Below are 16230 nucleotides of genomic sequence, written 5' to 3' on the forward strand. Positions count from 1 at the left end.
TGATCTTGATTATGATTAATCCGGCGAGAGGACGAATTCGCGAAGTTCCGGCGTGACTTCCGGATCAATGCCAAACCAGCGATGAAAGCCTGGCCGTGCCTGATGCAACAACATACCTAAGCCATCGACTACCGGATTGCCGCGGTTTTTGGCCTGTACCAGCAGATTGGTCATCAGTGGCGCATAAACGATATCGGTGATAAGGGCGGTTTTTGGCAAACCTTCAAGATCGATTTCAAGCTTCGGCTGCCCGACCATACCAAGGCTTGTGGTATTGACTACAAGCGACGCATCGGACAAATCCGCCGGATCAATCGGCCAGTCTATAACCTTGATACGCGGATCGTTAATTTCTGCCATCAGATCATCGGCGCGTTTGCGGGTGCGGTTGGCAATGCGGATTTCAGGGCTGCCTTCATCCAGCAAAGCCACCAGAACAGCCCGCGATGCGCCGCCTGCGCCTAGCACCACCGCAGGACCAGATGCAAAATGGATATCCGGGGCTTCCTGGCGCAGGTTTTCGATAAAACCGAACCCATCGGTATTATCGCCCAACATTCTGCCATCCTTGGCAAAAGTCACGGTATTCACCGCCCCGATGCGACGCGCACGATCAGACAGTTCGTCACATTCGGGCATCGCCATTTCCTTTTGCGGAATGGTGACATTGACTCCGGAAAAACCAAGATTCCGCAAGGATTTCAGGGCATCCTGAAAATTCTTCGGCTCGACCGGAAGCGGCATATAGGATCCGTCGATCCCGTATTTTGCCAGCCAGTAACCATGCAGTCGTGGTGATTTGGAATGAGATACCGGCCAGCCCATTACACCGGCAAGGCGCGACGTACCCGACAGAGTTCGATAAGGAGTTCGCGGAGTCATAATGAAGAATTTCCTGCCTGAATGTCGTTTATTATGCGTTGAGAATACCGTGATCGCGCAAGAAGCCAATCAACGGCAAAAGCGGCAGGCCAAGAACGGTGAAATAATCGCCGCGGACTTCAGTAAAGAGCTGCGCCCCGATGCCCTCAAGCTGATAACCGCCAACACAGTTGTAAATCTCGTCTCCGACAGTATCGAGATAGTTTTCGAGCCATTCATCGGTGAAGTTGCGAACGGTCAGATGGGCGGTATCAATGGTTCCCCAAATGCGGGAGCCTTCCTTGTAAATAACGGCTGCCGAAACCAGTTGATGGGTTTTACCACGTAACGCGCGCAGCTGGGCGCGTGTATTATCGCGGTCGCGTGGCTTGTCAAACCAAATCCCGTTGCATTCCAGCATCTGATCAGCAGCAATCACGATGCCATCTGGTTGTTGGCGATACATGCGCAAAGCCTTCATTTCCGCCAGCGTTTCGGCAGCTTCGGCGGCACTGGCACCTTCAGCCTTCATTGATTGCTTGTAACCATCTTCGTCAATCATCGACGCGATTGCTTCGCACGCGACACCAGCATTTTTCAGCATGGAATAGCGAGCTTTGCTGCTAGACGCCAGAATCAGTCTGGTCATGTATCGGTATCCTGTAATTATCTGATGTATTTGAATTAATGGAATTAATGACCGCGCCGATCATACATGGTTGCCAGAATGATGGCCGCAGTTTCTTCGATTGAGCGCCGGGTGACATTGATAATCTTCCAGCGGCGATCCGTAAAATAACGGCGTGCCTGATGGACTTCGTTTCGCACAGCAACCGGATCAACATAGTCTCCACCCTCTCCACGTTCGATCTGGCGCAGGCGGTTTTTGCGGATCGATACCAGTTGATCGACATCCTTGATCAGGCCAACCACCAACGGATTTTTCAGCTTGTCGAGTTCCGGAGGCAATGGACAACCGGGTACAAACGGTACATTGGCCGTTTTGATACCGCGATTGGCCAGATAGACGGAGGTTGGTGTCTTGGATGTGCGCGATACTCCGACAATCACCACATCGGCTTCTTCAAGATCCCAGGTTGATTGCCCATCATCATGTGAAAGTGTGTAATCAATGGCTTCAATCCGGTTGAAATAGTCCTCGTCCATTTTATGAAGTGCGCCGGTACGGCCGCGCGATTGCTGCCCCAGATAGCCAGCCATCATGGTGATCGTGTTATCAAGCACATGGCTGTGCGGAACTTGCAGACGCCGACAGCCTTCTTCGAGCTTGCGACGAATATCCATATCGAAAACCGTATAAAGCACGATCCCGGGATTGCGTTCAATATCTGCCAGTACACGGGCAAGCTGCGCGTCGGTTCGGATCAGAGACCATACATGTTCATGGGCCCGAACATCGGGAAACTGTGCGATGCAGGCACGTGCGACCCCGTCAACGGTTTCACCGGTAGAATCAGATACCAGATGGAGGTGAAAAATATTTTCGTCTTCAGTCATCGCAGTTCCGCAATCTTCCAGCGTTTCACATCAATCAACGAAACCAGGTGTTCAATATTTCGATCATCTGCCATCTGTCAGGGCACTGCAATCCCAACCATAAATTAAACCAGCGGAGTCGCGCCTGTGGATAATTGTGGATACCGGGGGCGACTCCGGCCAAATTTTTTCCACAGATTTTATCCTGCACGTCATACAAAATTTCTCAAAGCATCCATCCCGCAGGGGATAAGCGGAAAATTTTTCCCTAATAACAGGGATAAAAGGGAAAAAACCAGTTTAATCCCCGTTATCCCCAATATTCAAAAACGGTTTTTCCCAAGCTTACATTTGGGAGTCGTTCGGAGTCGTCCCCAGTTTTCCCCAAGACCATTTGAGATGAGTCATTTTTCCCGAGTCGCAATGTGGATAAACTGTGCATCAAATTTGATCCCCGTTATCCACAGGGAACCACTAACAAACAACATCCTTTTTAATTAAAGAAGGTTTTGTTAGAGACACGGTGGAAAAACGGCTTGGAAAGGCTTCAGGACACAATTCACGAGTCAGGAACCGGAAACCGGACATAAGCGTCAGGCAGTCGTGTCTGACAAAAAGGATCGGGACTATCATATCCGGAGCCACCTGAATGGCGGTTCCGGGCAGTCAAACAGGAAACGTCATGCCCAAACCAACCAAGACCTTTTTGCGCGCCCTTGCCGGTGAAACATTGCCGGTACCCCCGATCTGGCTGATGCGCCAAGCCGGTCGCTATCTTCCGGAATATCGTGCAACACGGTCCGAAGCCGGTTCGTTTCTCGATCTTTGCTATAATCCTGATCTTGCCTGCGAAGTTACATTGCAACCGCTCAGACGCTATGACTTTGATGCGGCCATTCTGTTCTCCGACATCCTCGTTATACCACAGGCACTTGGACAGCATTTGGCCTTCAAACAGGGCGAAGGTCCACAGCTTGAGCCCATTCGCGATGCTTTGGGACTTGGCATTCTGAATGTTGATCGCATTCATGACACGCTGGGTCCAATTTACGAGACGGTAGCAAAACTTTCGACAGCTATTCCGTCTCATACTTCGCTGATTGGTTTTGCTGGCGCACCATGGACGGTTGCCACCTATATGGTGGAAGGCAAGGGTAGCAAGGATTTCGCCAATATCAGGCGGTTTGCCTATGGTGATCCGAACGGATTTTCACGTCTGATCGACATTCTGGTCGAGGCCACTACGCAATATCTGCTCAAACAAGCGGAAGCAGGAGCAGAATGCATCCAGCTTTTTGAAACTTGGGGCGGAGTATTGTCGGAAAACGGGTTTAAACGCTGGGTGATCGAACCGACTAAAAAGATTGTCGCAAATCTCAAGGCGATACATCCGGATTTGCCGGTGATTGGCTTTCCAAGGGGAGCTGGCCTGCATCTGATCGACTTCAAGCAACAAACCGGTGTAGATGCGATTGGGCTTGACAGTGGAGTCCCTTTAAAGTGGGTTGCGGAAAATCGTCAATCGTTGGGTCCGGTACAGGGCAATCTTGATCCGATGTATCTGATTACCGGCGGGAATGAAATGATCAATGAAACCCGCCGTATCCTCGATATGTTGCGTGACGGTCCGTTCATCTTCAACCTTGGACATGGCATTACGCCGGAAACATCACCGGAAAATGTCGGCAAGCTGGTCGATTTCATTCGAAATTATCGATGATAATTGAAATCGATCAAATCGATTGAAAAATTCAATGCGTAAAATGGTTTAAAGCCGTTGCGCTTCGATCTTGGTTAGCCATTATAGTCGGCAGGATCAAAAGAAGTGGGACGGGTTTATCCAGACAAGACTTCCGGGATGAACCGGACAGTTTAAAAACGCCATGAAGGATATGCCGATGTCCGAACCAAAGCGTAAAAAGCGCGCGATCATTCTTTTCAATCTGGGTGGGCCTGATGGGCCTGATGCGGTTAAGCCGTTTCTTTTCAATCTGTTTAATGATCCGGCGATTATCAGCCTGCCCAACCCGTTCCGGTATTTTCTGGCAAAGCTTATTTCATCTCGCCGTGCCCCGATTGCGCGTGAGATTTACGATCATATCGGTGGAAAATCGCCGTTGCTGGAACTGACGCAGGATCAGGCGAATGCGCTTAAAACAGCTCTTAACGGGCTTGATGATGGATATGAAAACCGCTGTTTCATTGCCATGCGTTACTGGAAGCCGTTTGCCGATGACAGCGCAGCTGCGGTCAAGGCATGGGGTGCCGATCAACAGATTTTGCTGCCGCTTTATCCGCAATTTTCAACCACCACCAGCGGATCATCGGTCAAGGATTGGAAACGGGCCTGCCACAAGGTTGGCCTTACGGCACCGATAAAAACCGCGTGCTGCTATCCGACCAATCCGGGCTTTATTGATGCATCGGCCGAAATGGTTAAGGCCGGATATGAAAATGCCTTGAAAAAGGCCGCTGATCTTGGCGTTGGCAAGCCGCGGCTGCTGTTTTCTGCACATGGCGTGCCCAAGGCAGTGATTACCAAACGTGGTGATCCCTATCAGTCGCAGATTGAAAAATCGGCGCGAGCCGTCGTCGACAAGATGGCGATTGCTGATCTGGACTGGCTGGTTTGCTATCAAAGCCGGGTGGGTCCGATGGAATGGATCGGCCCGTCGACCGAAGATGAAATTGAGCGTGCCGGAAAAGATGGCGTGCCATTGGTGATTGTACCGATTGCCTTTGTTACCGAGCATTCCGAAACGCTGGTCGAGCTTGACATTGAATATCGCGAGATTGCCGACGAATTGAAAATACCGGTTTACGAACGGGTTCGTACGGTTTGTTCGCATCCGCGGTTTATCAGTGGCTTGGTTGAGGTTGTTAATGAAACCCAGCAGGAACTTGATCAGAACGGACCTGATGATTACGCGGTGGAAACGCGTGGCTGGTGGTGCCCGGATGAACATAGTTGTGCGGTGGCCAAACAGCCGATGGGTGCAGGTCGGACCTGATCACAATAATCGATTGTGATGATCCTGATTTGCGTTTGGGATTTCCGCATGCCATTCAAACGGTTATCCTGTTTGAAATTGTCAGATATCGATGATTCCGGATCGACCAGAAGAGAGAGACATGGACACCTATAGCGTCGTCAAATCCCTGCATGTCATCAGTATCATTGCCTGGATGGCAGGACTTTTGTATCTGCCGCGGCTTTTTGTTTATCACTGCGAAGTGGCACCGGGTTCGGAAGCCAGCGAGAAGTTTAAGATCATGGAACGCCGTTTGCTGCGTGCGATCATGAATCCGGCAATGATTGCAGCCTGGATTTTCGGGGGGTACCTGATCCATGCCAGCGGCGCGATGACCGAAGGCTGGTTCCACGTAAAGCTTTTGTGTGTTGTGATCATGACCGGCATCCACATGATGCTGGCACGCTGCCGTCGCCAGTTTGAAGCGGACAATAATACAAAACCTCAAAAATTTTACCGTATTATCAACGAAGTACCGGCGGTTTTAATGGTGATCATCGTCTTTATGGTGATCGCACGACCGTTCTGATCCAGAATGATCCAAGCTTGATCGTTAATATCATTTCGGTATTAAAATAAAAAGGCCGCCAAACCGGCGGCCTTTGTTTTGTTATCGTACTAAAATGACTCAAAGCAGGAAATCAGGCGTTACCCGCAGGCTGGCCATCCATCTGTTTGGCGAATTTCTTTCGGAAAAGATCAGCAAAATCAATCTGCTGCATCATCAACGGCGGGAAGCCACCATCAGCTGTCAGATCGGAGATGATTTTGCGAACATACGGAAACAACATGCGCGGGACTTCGATCAGAAGAACCGGCAGGCGATGTTCGTCAGCCACATTGAGTGTTACAACGGCACCATACTGAAGTTCGGCAATGAAGGCGACCTTATCGGCAACGTCGGCCTTGACGTTGATCTTGACGGTGACTTCGTGAAGTTTCTGGTCTTGGGTCGTGCGCGCTTCGACATCGACATCGATGTTGATTTTCGGTTGCTGCTGCAGGGCTACGCTTTCCGGTGCATTCGGATTTTCAAAGGAGAGATCCTTGATGTACTGGGTATGGATCGTGATCGGATTGCCGGCAGGCTTCTGTTCTTTGCCGCCCTGTGCTGCACCGGTGGTGTTCTCGGCCATTAAAGTCTTACTCCCTAAAACTCGGTCCTGATCAGAAGCAAGCCGTTCGGAATTTCTTCTGAAACTGGCTGATATGCTTGTTTCTGACGCCGCAACCCTGCGGCAGGTCTTCTCATGGCCTAGCATGTCTGCCGGGCACGGGCAAGAAAATCGCCGTGCGATTTGGCCGGAAATGTGCAGCTTTGTGCGGTTTTCAAACAAAAACAGTAGCCGGCAATGCCAAGGTCCTGTTTTGTATATTTTCCAAAGGTGTAGCGGTCAGAAATCAGGGATTCTTGGGCGGAAAATTACGGATATTGTCATCGTTGTCGGGGTTATCGGATGTATTTTTGGCTGCATCGTTTTTATCGTCGGTCGGGCTGACATTTTCGAAATCGCCGTCAATGATCGGTCCGCTGCCCGCATGGCCACCCGGCCGCTGCCTGCTGCGATCCCCCGATGGTTTGGTATTGCTATAGGTCCGACGTGAAAAACTGGTGCGAATGTTGCCAGAGCGGACCAGTTTCATAATCACTCCGGCCCCGATGGCCCTGCGTAGCGGCGGAACGAGCAACAAAAAACCCATGGTATCGGTGACAAAACCAGGTGTCAGCAGAAGCACACCGGCAATCAGAATGCAGATGCCGTCAAACATTTCACCGATCGGCATTTCGCCATGATCCATCTGTGCCTGAGCGCGGGCCAGAGTTTGCAAACCTTGGGCACGCATCAGGGACGTGCCGATGATTGCGGTAAGGATGACAATCCCGATGGTCGGCCACAGGCCAATCAGTTCGCCTGCCTGAATGAAGACAGCGATTTCGATGATCGGCATGGCCACGAAGATGACCAGAAAATAAAAGCCCATTTTTGCTCCGCTTGGCTTTGCATTGAACCGGTCCGTAAATCCGGCATGATCCGGTTTTGCGAAACCGGTATGATGCAAACATACTTTGACAGGATCGGTCCGCAAAGCGCAGTATTGCATAAATATGTTGGATTTCAGGTATTTCGCTTTAATCTAACCTGAAATACGCTTGGAATTTGGCGGCAAACTATCGGTATAACTGGACGAAAATACGGCAGCTTGCCACCGTGTTCGCGACGATATTATGATTGTTCAAACGCAAAGGGTGAAACCGATCACATTTTTTACGCGATCGGGAGTTGCCCTTGCATTCGCTTCAGTCCATACCATTTCACGAACACGGCAGTTTTGCTGTTTTTGGCGTTTTTCGAAACCTTACAGATCAAGAGTCCGGGCTTGCAGTATTTCGACATCATTCTTTTCGCATTGATCGCTGTTTTTCTGGTGCTGCGCCTGCGCGGTGTTTTGGGCCGTCGCAATGGCGAGGAAAAACAGGGTCCTACGGATGTCTTTGGTCGCCGCACCCATCAAGACGGCAATGGCAAAGATGCCGTTAACAGTGCCCCGCAGCCGACAGACAATGTTTATCGTTTACCTGATAACGATAAGGGAACTGTGGCGGCAGACAGCAGCACATTCGGAGTTTTACAGAAGATTCAGAAAGCCGATCCCGACTTTACCCAGCAGGATTTCCTGAATGGGGCGCGGATGGCATTCGAAATGATCGTCGAATATTTTGCCAAAGGCGACAAGGATGGTCTGAAGCCGCTTCTGTCAAACGATGTTTACAAAAACTTTGCCGCTGCGATTGACGCCCGGGCTGAAAAGGGCGAGCGCGAGGAAACCACTCTGGTCGGTATCAAGAGTGCAGCCATCCACGATGCCAGCCTTGAGGGCCGGACGGCCTATATCACGATCAAATTCGTGTCCGAGGAAGTATCCGTCATCCGCAATAATGATGGTGATGTGGTTTCGGGTGATCCCAATCAGGTTATCGAGGCCGAAGACCTTTGGACCTTCGCACGCAATATCGAAAGTCGCGATCCGAACTGGCAGCTGGTTGCGACCGAAACCCCAGAAGAAGAAACCGCAGAGTAATCTGCGGCTCTTTTTCGGAACAGACAAGACAAAGGCGGTCCTGCTGTGGGATCGCCTTTTTTATTGACGTATTTTTCTGCGTAGATGACTTCGGACGGTTTGCAATTATCGGCTTGTTAAGCTTGTTTTTGGACAATCGCGCCAGATAACCGAAACGGGCAAGTATTGGTCAAACCGACTTGCCGGTTCTGATCCGGATTTTGCAGATAGCGGGTTTTACCTTGAAAAGACGTCTGGCTTTGTCGCGCCTTCTTTCAATTGTTGCGGTTCTTATCGGGGCGGCCGGCGCCCTTGTCTGGCTGTTCTCGACCGATATTACCAGTCTTTTAGGATTGGGTGAGGTACCGGAAACACCGACCGATATGCTAACCCTTGAGCCGACAGAATTCAGTCGGCTTGATGGATGGCAGTCGGACGACATGCGTGGCAGCTTGAAAGCGTTTCAGCGGTCCTGTGCGGCGATGATCCGGCGCGATGATAAACGCGATATCGGACCCGATCCGCGCATGGGAGCGGTCGGTGACTGGCGCGGATTATGCGAAACCGCACTGGCACTTGAACCCGATATTATCCGCAAGGAAGACGTACGCGCCTTTTTCCAAAGCGGATTCAAACCCTATCTGGTTGGCAACAATAATGATCCCGAAGGTTTGTTTACCGGTTATTTCGAACCGGAACTGCGTGGCAATCTGACGCGCGAAGGACCGTTTCAGACGGCGATTTACCTGAAACCCGAGGATATGGTTTCCATCGATCTTGGTGCGTTTCGCGAGGATTTGAAGGGCACGACATTGGTCGGACGGATTGAGGGCAAAAGCGTCAAACCCTATTACGACCGGGAGGCGATTGAAAATGGTGCGCTTGCCGGGCGTGACCTTGAACTGGTTTGGGTTGATGACGCAGTTGATGCATTTTTCCTGCAAATTCAGGGATCTGGCCGGGTTGTGTTGCCCGATGGCAGTGTGTTGCGCATCGGCTATGCCGCGACTAACGGGCACCCGTATTTTGCCATCGGGCGGGAATTGATCGAACGGGGTGAATTGACGCGCGAAACGGTATCGCTGCAAACCATTCGGCAATGGTTGTCCGACCATCCCGATCAGGCCGATGATGTAATGAATACCAACGCCTCGTTTGTGTTTTTCACACCGCTTCAGACCGATCCGGAAGACCCGGATGCCGGACCGCTTGGCTCGCAGGGTGTGCCGTTGGAGCCAGGCCGCTCATTGGCAGTTGATCGCAGGTTCCATGCGATGGGGGTTCCGATCTGGCTTGAAACCGATGATGCGATGAATTCCGATGCGAGATTTCATCATCTGATGGTTGCGCAGGATACGGGCGGTGCCATTCGTGGCCCGGTACGTGGGGATATCTTCTTTGGTCCGGGCGCGGATGCCGCCCTGCATGCCGGTCACATGAACCGCAAGGGACGTAAATTTGTTTTGCTGCCAGCATCTGTTGATCCGGCCAAATTGGCGGAGGCTAAACCCTGATGTTGCGTCACATCGTCCTGTTGCAGATCGGAGACGGTGTTTCGGCATCGCAGATCACCGCCCTGCTTGATGAATTATCGCAAGTTGCCCTTGAAACGTCGGGAATTCTGGCCTTTGCCGCAGGTCCAAAAACACCAGGAAGCGGACTTAGTCAGGGATTTACCCATGCATTGACCATTGATTTCGTCGATGGAGCGGCCCGTGATGCGTATCTTTCCGGTCTGGACAAGGACGGGGTAGGTCGCCGTATTTCGGAAATGACGGTCGGTGGACTGGGCGGAGTCCTGGCAATCAATTTTGATATTTCGGACATGAAAACACCCGACGACTTGCCGCCGAAAAAGCTTCGGGCGAAGTGGATATAATTATAAATCAGAAATAAATGACTAACTTTATTTTTATAAAACCTGTTTTGCCGAGCGTTAATAAAAGTGGATAGTTTTCCACCAAAAACGTTAATCAGCAATCCAGCCATCACCAGAACAGCAGCGAGTATCTTCGTCGGGACGAATTGTTCGCCAAGAACAATTGCAGATGTCGCGGTGCGGCTCGACTTTTTCATCAAGCAGAAACGGGCAGGTACATCTGCCCGTTTATAGTTCCAGAAGTCTACCGTGTCTTGCGCATGTGGTTACTGTGCGGCAACCACATTGGTGTTTTCATCGCCCGAAGCATTGCTACAGCTGCCGACACGCGATTTGCGCTGGCGCTGGCTTTCGGATTTCAACTGGCCACAGGCGGCCAGAATATCGCGGCCACGCGGCCAGCGGATCGGTGCTTCGTAACCGAACTCCAGCAGGGTATGAGCGAATTTCTTGATATCGTTGGTCGGCGTGCATTCATAATCCGACCCCGGCCATTTGTTGAACGGGATCAGGTTGAATTTGCAATGAACGCCTTTGACCAGCTTTGCCAGCGCACGCGCATGTTCCGGTTTGTCATTCACGCCTTTGAGCATCACATATTCCATTGTGATCGGGCGGGCATTCGACATGCCGGGATAATGACGGCAGGCATCCATCAGTTCCTTAAGCGGGTATTTCTTGTTGATTGGCATGATTTCGTTGCGCAAATCATCATCGGGCGCATGCAATGAAATTGCCAGACCAACACCTAGTTCCTCGCCACAGCGAACGATTTCCGGAACCACACCCGAGGTCGACAGCGTGATACGGCGACGAGAGATTGAAATACCTTCGCCATCCATGGCGATTTTCAGGGCTTCTCGAACGTTTTCATAGTTAAACAGCGGCTCGCCCATGCCCATCATCACGATGTTTGACAGTCGACGGATGCCATTTGCCGGGGTTGGCCATTCGCCGTAGCTGTCACGGGCAACCATGAACTGGCTGACGATTTCACCTGGCGTTAGGTTACGAACCAGAAGCTGGGTACCGGTATGGCAGAACTTACAGGTTAGCGTACAGCCGACCTGCGAAGAAATACAGACAGCCCCGCGATCTTCGTTGCGATCCGGGATATAAACCGTCTCTGCTTCGTTGCCGTCATGGAATTTCATCAGCCATTTATGGGTATCGTCCGAGCTTTTCTGATCGGCTGTCAGAACCGGGCGGCCGATATAGAAATCCTGCGACAGGCGATCACGCAGCTTTTTGGAAATGTTGGTCATATCCTCGATGTCTTTGACACCGCGGTTATAGATCCAGTTCCACATCTGTTTGACGCGAAACTTGCTTTCGCCCATTTCGCCAAGCAGTTCGGTCAGCTGGTTGCGCGAAAGACCCACGAGATCACGACGTCCGTCGGCAGCCTGCCCGTTGGTGGCGCGCGTTACGAAGTCGGTTAGCGTCGGGCCGGACGGGTTGGCGTCGGCTGCGGCGTTTTTGATCGCGTTTTCGGTCAGGACGTCGGTCATCCCGGGCTCTCTCTTTGGTTCTGGTGGTTTTGTCTGGTGCTCTTGTGCGTTTTTGGCGCTTTGGCTGTTTTGTGCCGGGGCGGACTATAACAGATTTTCCCGACAATGCTTACAGCGCATAAACCATGGCCCCGCGTATAGCGGGGCCGCGCCGATTTACAAACGATAAAATTCACATTGCTGCTATTTGCCGGACGCGATACAGGATCGCAACGGCGAAAAACCGCAGGAATTTTTATCTGATCCGCATTCGATCAACTGACCGGTTTCGCATCGCAAGCCTTTGAAATCGCGGTATAGGCTGCGGTGAACCCGGAAAGCGAGTAAGTATCGGTGGTTTTCGTGCCCCGCGATGAATTGCCGACGACAACCATATTGCTGCCAGCCTTCATGGCGCTGACCAGTTTGCGATCTTCTTCGCCATTTACCGCCCAGGCAGAATCCTCGTAGGTGAACAGCTTAAAGCTTTTGGAATCGATTCGAAGATCAACATCACTATCCTTTTCATAGGTATAGCCGGTGATGAAGCTGACTTCGTTGAACAGTTTAAGTGCCGGGCGGTGCGTGACCATGACATAGATCTTGCCGCGCTGGGTATAGTCTCCCTTAGCCGAAGTCGGCTGACTTCCGATATAGCAGACTTTTTTGCCTTTTTCGGAATAGCTATAGGCTTCCCATTTTCCATATACATCAATCAGTTGCGGCGCATTTTGCGCAATCGCAGCCTGAGAGACCAAAGCGACAAGGGCGGCGGCAGCTGCTGCCAGCGAATTTCTGACAAGACGATGGGCGTGTTTTTTCATGGGCTCGCGTATCGTGTCTAGAAGTTTCGGAACGAAGACTTAAACCCGCCCGATGTGGCGGATTTATGAGGAACTTTTCCCTGATGGTGCCGGGAAAAGGTAAATATTCGACCAAGGAAATCCGTTAGATACCGAAATTTGAAAAAACATCAGCGATCAGTTCTGATGCAAATGGCTTTCGGTCGTCTAACCCCTGGCAGATCGCGCCATGACCACCTGATCAAGGCAGTCCTGGATCGAAATTTTGTCGGCACTTTTGCGCATTCGGGCCAGCATATGGGTCATTTTTGGCGTATCACCTTCTGTCTCCGGGAAGAAAAAGGCATCAAACGAACATTCATCGGAACGATATTGCCAGACTCGTGCCGGGCCTTCGCCACGGGTCATTTCCGGCGCGCCGATTTTTTCTTCGACGGCAGCTTCGGAAAGGCCCATCAGGGTCTCGGCCTTGATCGGTTTGAAAGGTACGGGCGGAATTGCCACCGTCATGCGCGGTCCTGTCGCGGTCGCGGGCTTGGCAGACTTTGCCGTGACGGTACTGGTGGCAGCAGACCCGGCTTTTTTCGGGATATCCTGTGTCACGCGCGGCGATTTGGCAGATGAGGTCGCTTTGCCGTAATTCTGGTTGGTGCTGCCGGGCGGAACGGCATTGCCGCCGCATGCAACAAACAAGGTTGCTATCACTATCATCGCGCAGAGAGCCCCGGCGGGGTGCATTGCACTTCGCCGGGGTTGGTTCGAACTCGTCTGGAGGGGTGAGCGGTTTATGCCGGTCACGGATCAGAGATCGTCGCTTTTGCGCGGAATGGTTATGGCAGCCGAATGACCGGAACGGCTGGTGCCGTCGTCACTGCCTTCAACATATTCCAGCGAGCCCTTGATACGGGCGCCATTTTCGATTTGAAGTGCACCATAAGTGATTTTGCCGTTGATATCGGCCGACCCGATGACGATGACGCGGCGTGCCGTCAAATCGCCTTCGAAGGTGCCGCTGATTTCGGCTTCGTCAACCTGTGCGGTGCCGACAAAGGTGCCACCCTGGGATACTTCGAGACGCGAGCATTCCTTGATCTGGGCTTCGACATGACCTTCGACGACCAGAACGTCGCACGAACCGATTTCACCAGCCAGACGGATATCACGGCCAACTGTCAGCTTCTTGCCTTCGCCGTGGTTTGCAGTCGCACTCGGGCGGCCAGCACTGCCGCGGGTCGGAATTTCAAGCGGGCGCTTCGGGATTTCCGGTCGGAAGTTGGTGGAATGCGGTTTGCTGGACATTTTCGGTTCTTCCTTTATGCGCGGCTGGCTGAACAGCTGCGGCTCGCTACGTTTTTCTGTTTTTGTGGCGGTATTGTTTTCAGTCTTCGCATTGTCACCCGGAGCCGGTTTGGCCGGGGAGGAAGCTGCGCTGTCGGAAAGACCGCCGGAATTCAATCTGGAAGAAGATGTATCTGACGAAGCCGGGCTGCTGTCGACTGTTTTGTTGGCTTTTTTCTTTCCGAACATGGTGATGACCAAATCCTTGTCTTGCAGTTTCGTTTCGGGTTTCCGCCATTTTTCCGGTTGGCCAAGGTCTGACCTCGTCGGGATGGCGTCAGGCGGCAGTCCGGTTGTCGAACGCGCCCAGACGGACGGAGTAATGCACCATAAAGGCAGTCGCGATGATCGGTGCCACAAGGTTGACCAGCGGCACGGTCATCAGGAATGTCAGGCCGACCCCAGCAAACCACAGTTTCGTCTGGCGGCTTTTGCGAATGGCATTTACCGTGCGCACATCATAACGACGTGCAGCCACCAGTTCAAAATATTCGCGCGAGAGCAGATAACCGTTCATCGCATAAAATGCGATGACATAAACCGGCCCGGCCAAAAGAAGCGGCAGGATCAGGATGTTAAGCGCCAAAGCGGTCAGTGCGAATTTAAGACCGCTGATCAGGGCCTCGGTTATCGGCTGCGGGCGGGTTTCGGGCAGGGTCGGATAATATTTGTCTTCGACCGCATCGGCGATCTGATCAAGCAGCAGGCTCGAAATCAGAACCGTGGTTGCCGGGAACAGCAGCAGCACCAGAAGCGCGAGACCCACGCCAAGCAGCCAGTCGGCCGCCGTTTCCATCCAGCCGCCATCGGCAAAGAAGGTGATCGAACTCAACCCGAATCCGATCAGCATCCAAAGCCCGACAATGATGGCCAGTGCCCCGGCAACGCCGATCAGGACGACCTTGCGAAAACGCGGGTCGGAAAACTGGGAAACCGATTTCAGAAAATCATTGATCATTGGCGGCTTTCATCCTGCTGGCATTCTCATGATCAGGCACAAAGGGAATCATGCCAGACATTACTAGGCAATCAAAATTAACAGGCAGTGAAATCGATCAGAAATTTTGGAAGATTTTCACCCCGAAGCGTCGGATATCTTATGCTTTGGGCAGAAAAAAGGCGTCCGGCCAGGGGGGGAGAACCGGACGCCAGCGCTCCGATGATCTGGAGCGTGAGGAAAGGTAGGGGAGACCTGTTCCTCACACTTGGCTCCCACTCGAATCTCGGGAACCTTGTGACAGCCTTTTATATAGGAAGCTCGCGGTCCCTCTGCCATAGATCCGGGTCGCATATCGGCTATAAATTTCACGCATGGCGGTGAAATTTTTCACCCTGAATGGTCGTTGCGAAACCACAATATTTGCAACGGGTTGAATCAGAATGCTTAACCGCCCTGTCAGGCGATTTTAACATTATCGTGAGGTCGATTGGAAAAAGTGCAATCAGCCGCGCTGATTGGGCCAGATGCGCTCGAATTTAAACAATTCCGGGTTCAGCGAGATGCCTTCTTCGGTGTTGAACAGGGTCACTGTCGTCTCGATCCCGGCGGGATCGGTGACAATCCATTGACGCAGCTGCATCGGGTTTTCCTGGAACACAAGCGTGACACTGCCTGCACCCGGATCGGATTTGCGCACCATTTCGACCCGCATGGTTTCGGCGGTGCGTTTGAAATCGACAACATTGACCTCGCGTGTCAGCGATACATCCTTTGCCAGAATGATTCCGGCCGGGGTTTCGTCGATATCGAAATAGGTCGGGGCGTTGATTTCCTTGTCATAATAGATGAAATCGGACCCGGTCGAGACCAGCAGAATCTGGGCAGGCGGATTATATTCAAACCGCATCTTACCCGGTCGTTGCATGAAAAGCTCGCCCTCGGCAGCCCCGCCATCCGACGAAATCTGGACGAAATCGGCTTTCAGTGTGGTGATGTCTTCGAGATAATTTTCGATCTTGTCGATGGTTGCCTGATCAATCGCGCCCGATTGTGCAAGTACGTTTACCGGGGTCAGGCTGATTGAAACCGGTGCGGCAATCGCAAAGGCAGTCGCAAAGACGGATGCCGCCGTCATGGTGCGGAAGCGTGCGCCCATCTGTTTGATGCGGAATTTGCCGAATTTGCTGAAGAAAGCCATGTGACAGCCTGTTTATCCGTTTAAGAAATTCTGTGATCGCGATTGCGAAACCGGAATGGCGAATGATAAAAATTCAGCCAAATTGTAACCAACCACAATATGTACAACATATCGCATCATTTGGCCGGGAAG

The 16230-nt window shown here is 51.9% G+C and carries 17 protein-coding genes; 6 read left to right on the top strand and 11 right to left on the bottom strand.

All coding sequences use genetic code 11. The annotated features are described in order from the left end of the window. Positions 1–15: 15 nt before the first annotated feature. The 3 genes from LG297_RS20355 to LG297_RS20365 are packed head-to-tail and all read right to left on the bottom strand — an operon-like array spanning position 16 to position 2379. Positions 16–882, bottom strand: a complete 867-nt coding sequence (locus tag LG297_RS20355) for a shikimate dehydrogenase (RefSeq protein WP_404423565.1) — start codon at positions 880–882, stop codon at positions 16–18. A 31-nt stretch (positions 883–913) separates the two neighbouring features. Further along, positions 914–1510 (bottom strand): Maf family protein, encoded by a 597-nt coding sequence (locus LG297_RS20360; RefSeq protein WP_404423567.1) that lies wholly within the window; start codon positions 1508–1510, stop codon positions 914–916. A gap of 44 nt (positions 1511–1554) precedes the next feature. Next, on the bottom strand, positions 1555–2379 hold the full coding sequence (locus tag LG297_RS20365) for a pyruvate, water dikinase regulatory protein (RefSeq protein WP_404423569.1): 825 nt from the start codon (positions 2377–2379) through the stop codon (positions 1555–1557). Between the two features lie 661 nt (positions 2380–3040). Between LG297_RS20365 and hemE the strand changes: the two genes are divergently transcribed. The 3 genes from hemE to hemJ all read left to right on the top strand — a co-directional run bounded on the left by hemE (position 3041) and on the right by hemJ (position 5919). Continuing rightward, entirely contained in the window at positions 3041–4078 is a 1038-nt protein-coding gene (gene hemE / locus LG297_RS20370; RefSeq protein WP_404423571.1) for a uroporphyrinogen decarboxylase, read from the top strand. Positions 4079–4256: 178 nt separating this feature from the next. Beyond that, positions 4257–5369, top strand: a complete 1113-nt coding sequence (gene hemH, locus LG297_RS20375; protein ID WP_404423573.1) for a ferrochelatase — start codon at positions 4257–4259, stop codon at positions 5367–5369. Positions 5370–5490: 121 nt separating this feature from the next. Next, positions 5491–5919: a protoporphyrinogen oxidase HemJ gene (gene hemJ, locus LG297_RS20380; RefSeq protein WP_404423575.1), complete on the top strand. Its 429-nt coding sequence runs from the start codon at positions 5491–5493 to the stop codon at positions 5917–5919. Positions 5920–6031: 112 nt separating this feature from the next. Here hemJ and secB read toward each other — a convergent pair whose 3' ends face one another. After that, positions 6032–6526, bottom strand: a complete 495-nt coding sequence (secB, locus tag LG297_RS20385; protein ID WP_404423577.1) for a protein-export chaperone SecB — start codon at positions 6524–6526, stop codon at positions 6032–6034. A 265-nt stretch (positions 6527–6791) separates the two neighbouring features. Next, entirely contained in the window at positions 6792–7373 is a 582-nt protein-coding gene (locus LG297_RS20390) for an FxsA family protein (RefSeq protein ID WP_404423579.1), read from the bottom strand. Positions 7374–7769: 396 nt separating this feature from the next. Here LG297_RS20390 and LG297_RS20395 point away from each other — a divergent pair, with 396 nt between their 5' ends. The 3 genes from LG297_RS20395 (at position 7770) to LG297_RS20405 (ending at position 10329) form a co-directional block, all read left to right on the top strand. Next, positions 7770–8471 carry a Tim44/TimA family putative adaptor protein gene (locus tag LG297_RS20395; RefSeq protein WP_404423581.1) on the top strand — a complete coding sequence of 234 codons (702 nt, stop codon included), beginning with the start codon at positions 7770–7772 and terminating at the stop codon, positions 8469–8471. Positions 8472–8692: 221 nt separating this feature from the next. Beyond that, positions 8693–9964, top strand: coding sequence for a murein transglycosylase A (locus tag LG297_RS20400; protein WP_404423583.1), 1272 nt, complete (start codon positions 8693–8695; stop codon positions 9962–9964). Next, entirely contained in the window at positions 9964–10329 is a 366-nt protein-coding gene (locus LG297_RS20405) for a Dabb family protein (protein ID WP_404423585.1), read from the top strand. Before LG297_RS20400 ends, LG297_RS20405 begins: the two co-directional genes overlap by 1 nt. A 266-nt stretch (positions 10330–10595) precedes the next feature. Here LG297_RS20405 and rlmN read toward each other — a convergent pair whose 3' ends face one another. The 6 genes from rlmN to LG297_RS20435 form a co-directional block, all read right to left on the bottom strand. Next, positions 10596–11840, bottom strand: a complete 1245-nt coding sequence (gene rlmN, locus LG297_RS20410; RefSeq protein WP_404423587.1) for a 23S rRNA (adenine(2503)-C(2))-methyltransferase RlmN — start codon at positions 11838–11840, stop codon at positions 10596–10598. A 254-nt stretch (positions 11841–12094) separates the two neighbouring features. After that, positions 12095–12643 carry an invasion associated locus B family protein gene (locus LG297_RS20415; protein ID WP_404423589.1) on the bottom strand — a complete coding sequence of 183 codons (549 nt, stop codon included), beginning with the start codon at positions 12641–12643 and terminating at the stop codon, positions 12095–12097. 186 nt (positions 12644–12829) lie between these two features. Continuing rightward, positions 12830–13315: a hypothetical protein gene (locus LG297_RS20420; protein WP_404423591.1), complete on the bottom strand. Its 486-nt coding sequence runs from the start codon at positions 13313–13315 to the stop codon at positions 12830–12832. Between the two features lie 108 nt (positions 13316–13423). Further along, positions 13424–13921 (bottom strand): polymer-forming cytoskeletal protein, encoded by a 498-nt coding sequence (locus LG297_RS20425; RefSeq protein WP_404423593.1) that lies wholly within the window; start codon positions 13919–13921, stop codon positions 13424–13426. A 316-nt stretch (positions 13922–14237) separates the two neighbouring features. Next, entirely contained in the window at positions 14238–14918 is a 681-nt protein-coding gene (locus LG297_RS20430; protein WP_404423595.1) for an EI24 domain-containing protein, read from the bottom strand. Between the two features lie 484 nt (positions 14919–15402). Beyond that, positions 15403–16098: an outer membrane lipoprotein carrier protein LolA gene (locus LG297_RS20435; protein ID WP_404423597.1), complete on the bottom strand. Its 696-nt coding sequence runs from the start codon at positions 16096–16098 to the stop codon at positions 15403–15405. Positions 16099–16230 lie beyond the last annotated feature (132 nt).

Origin of the sequence: Thalassospira australica (assembly GCF_044790785.1) — a bacterium.
GTDB lineage: Bacteria > Pseudomonadota > Alphaproteobacteria > Rhodospirillales > Thalassospiraceae > Thalassospira > Thalassospira australica_A.

What these genes read in the sequence shown, in the direction of transcription:
- LG297_RS20390 (WP_404423579.1), bottom strand. Translation starts at nt 7,373, where the DNA reads ATGGGCTTTTATTTTCTGGTCATCTTCGTGGCCATGCCGATCATCGAA.
- LG297_RS20430 (WP_404423595.1), bottom strand. Translation starts at nt 14,918, where the DNA reads ATGATCAATGATTTTCTGAAATCGGTTTCCCAGTTTTCCGACCCGCGT.
- LG297_RS20360 (WP_404423567.1), bottom strand. Translation starts at nt 1,510, where the DNA reads ATGACCAGACTGATTCTGGCGTCTAGCAGCAAAGCTCGCTATTCCATG.
- rlmN (WP_404423587.1), bottom strand. Translation starts at nt 11,840, where the DNA reads ATGACCGACGTCCTGACCGAAAACGCGATCAAAAACGCCGCAGCCGAC.
- LG297_RS20405 (WP_404423585.1), top strand. Translation starts at nt 9,964, where the DNA reads ATGTTGCGTCACATCGTCCTGTTGCAGATCGGAGACGGTGTTTCGGCA.
- LG297_RS20365 (WP_404423569.1), bottom strand. Translation starts at nt 2,379, where the DNA reads ATGACTGAAGACGAAAATATTTTTCACCTCCATCTGGTATCTGATTCT.
- hemE (WP_404423571.1), top strand. Translation starts at nt 3,041, where the DNA reads ATGCCCAAACCAACCAAGACCTTTTTGCGCGCCCTTGCCGGTGAAACA.
- LG297_RS20425 (WP_404423593.1), bottom strand. Translation starts at nt 13,921, where the DNA reads ATGTCCAGCAAACCGCATTCCACCAACTTCCGACCGGAAATCCCGAAG.
- LG297_RS20435 (WP_404423597.1), bottom strand. Translation starts at nt 16,098, where the DNA reads ATGGCTTTCTTCAGCAAATTCGGCAAATTCCGCATCAAACAGATGGGC.
- LG297_RS20415 (WP_404423589.1), bottom strand. Translation starts at nt 12,643, where the DNA reads ATGAAAAAACACGCCCATCGTCTTGTCAGAAATTCGCTGGCAGCAGCT.
- secB (WP_404423577.1), bottom strand. Translation starts at nt 6,526, where the DNA reads ATGGCCGAGAACACCACCGGTGCAGCACAGGGCGGCAAAGAACAGAAG.
- hemJ (WP_404423575.1), top strand. Translation starts at nt 5,491, where the DNA reads ATGGACACCTATAGCGTCGTCAAATCCCTGCATGTCATCAGTATCATT.
- LG297_RS20355 (WP_404423565.1), bottom strand. Translation starts at nt 882, where the DNA reads ATGACTCCGCGAACTCCTTATCGAACTCTGTCGGGTACGTCGCGCCTT.
- hemH (WP_404423573.1), top strand. Translation starts at nt 4,257, where the DNA reads ATGTCCGAACCAAAGCGTAAAAAGCGCGCGATCATTCTTTTCAATCTG.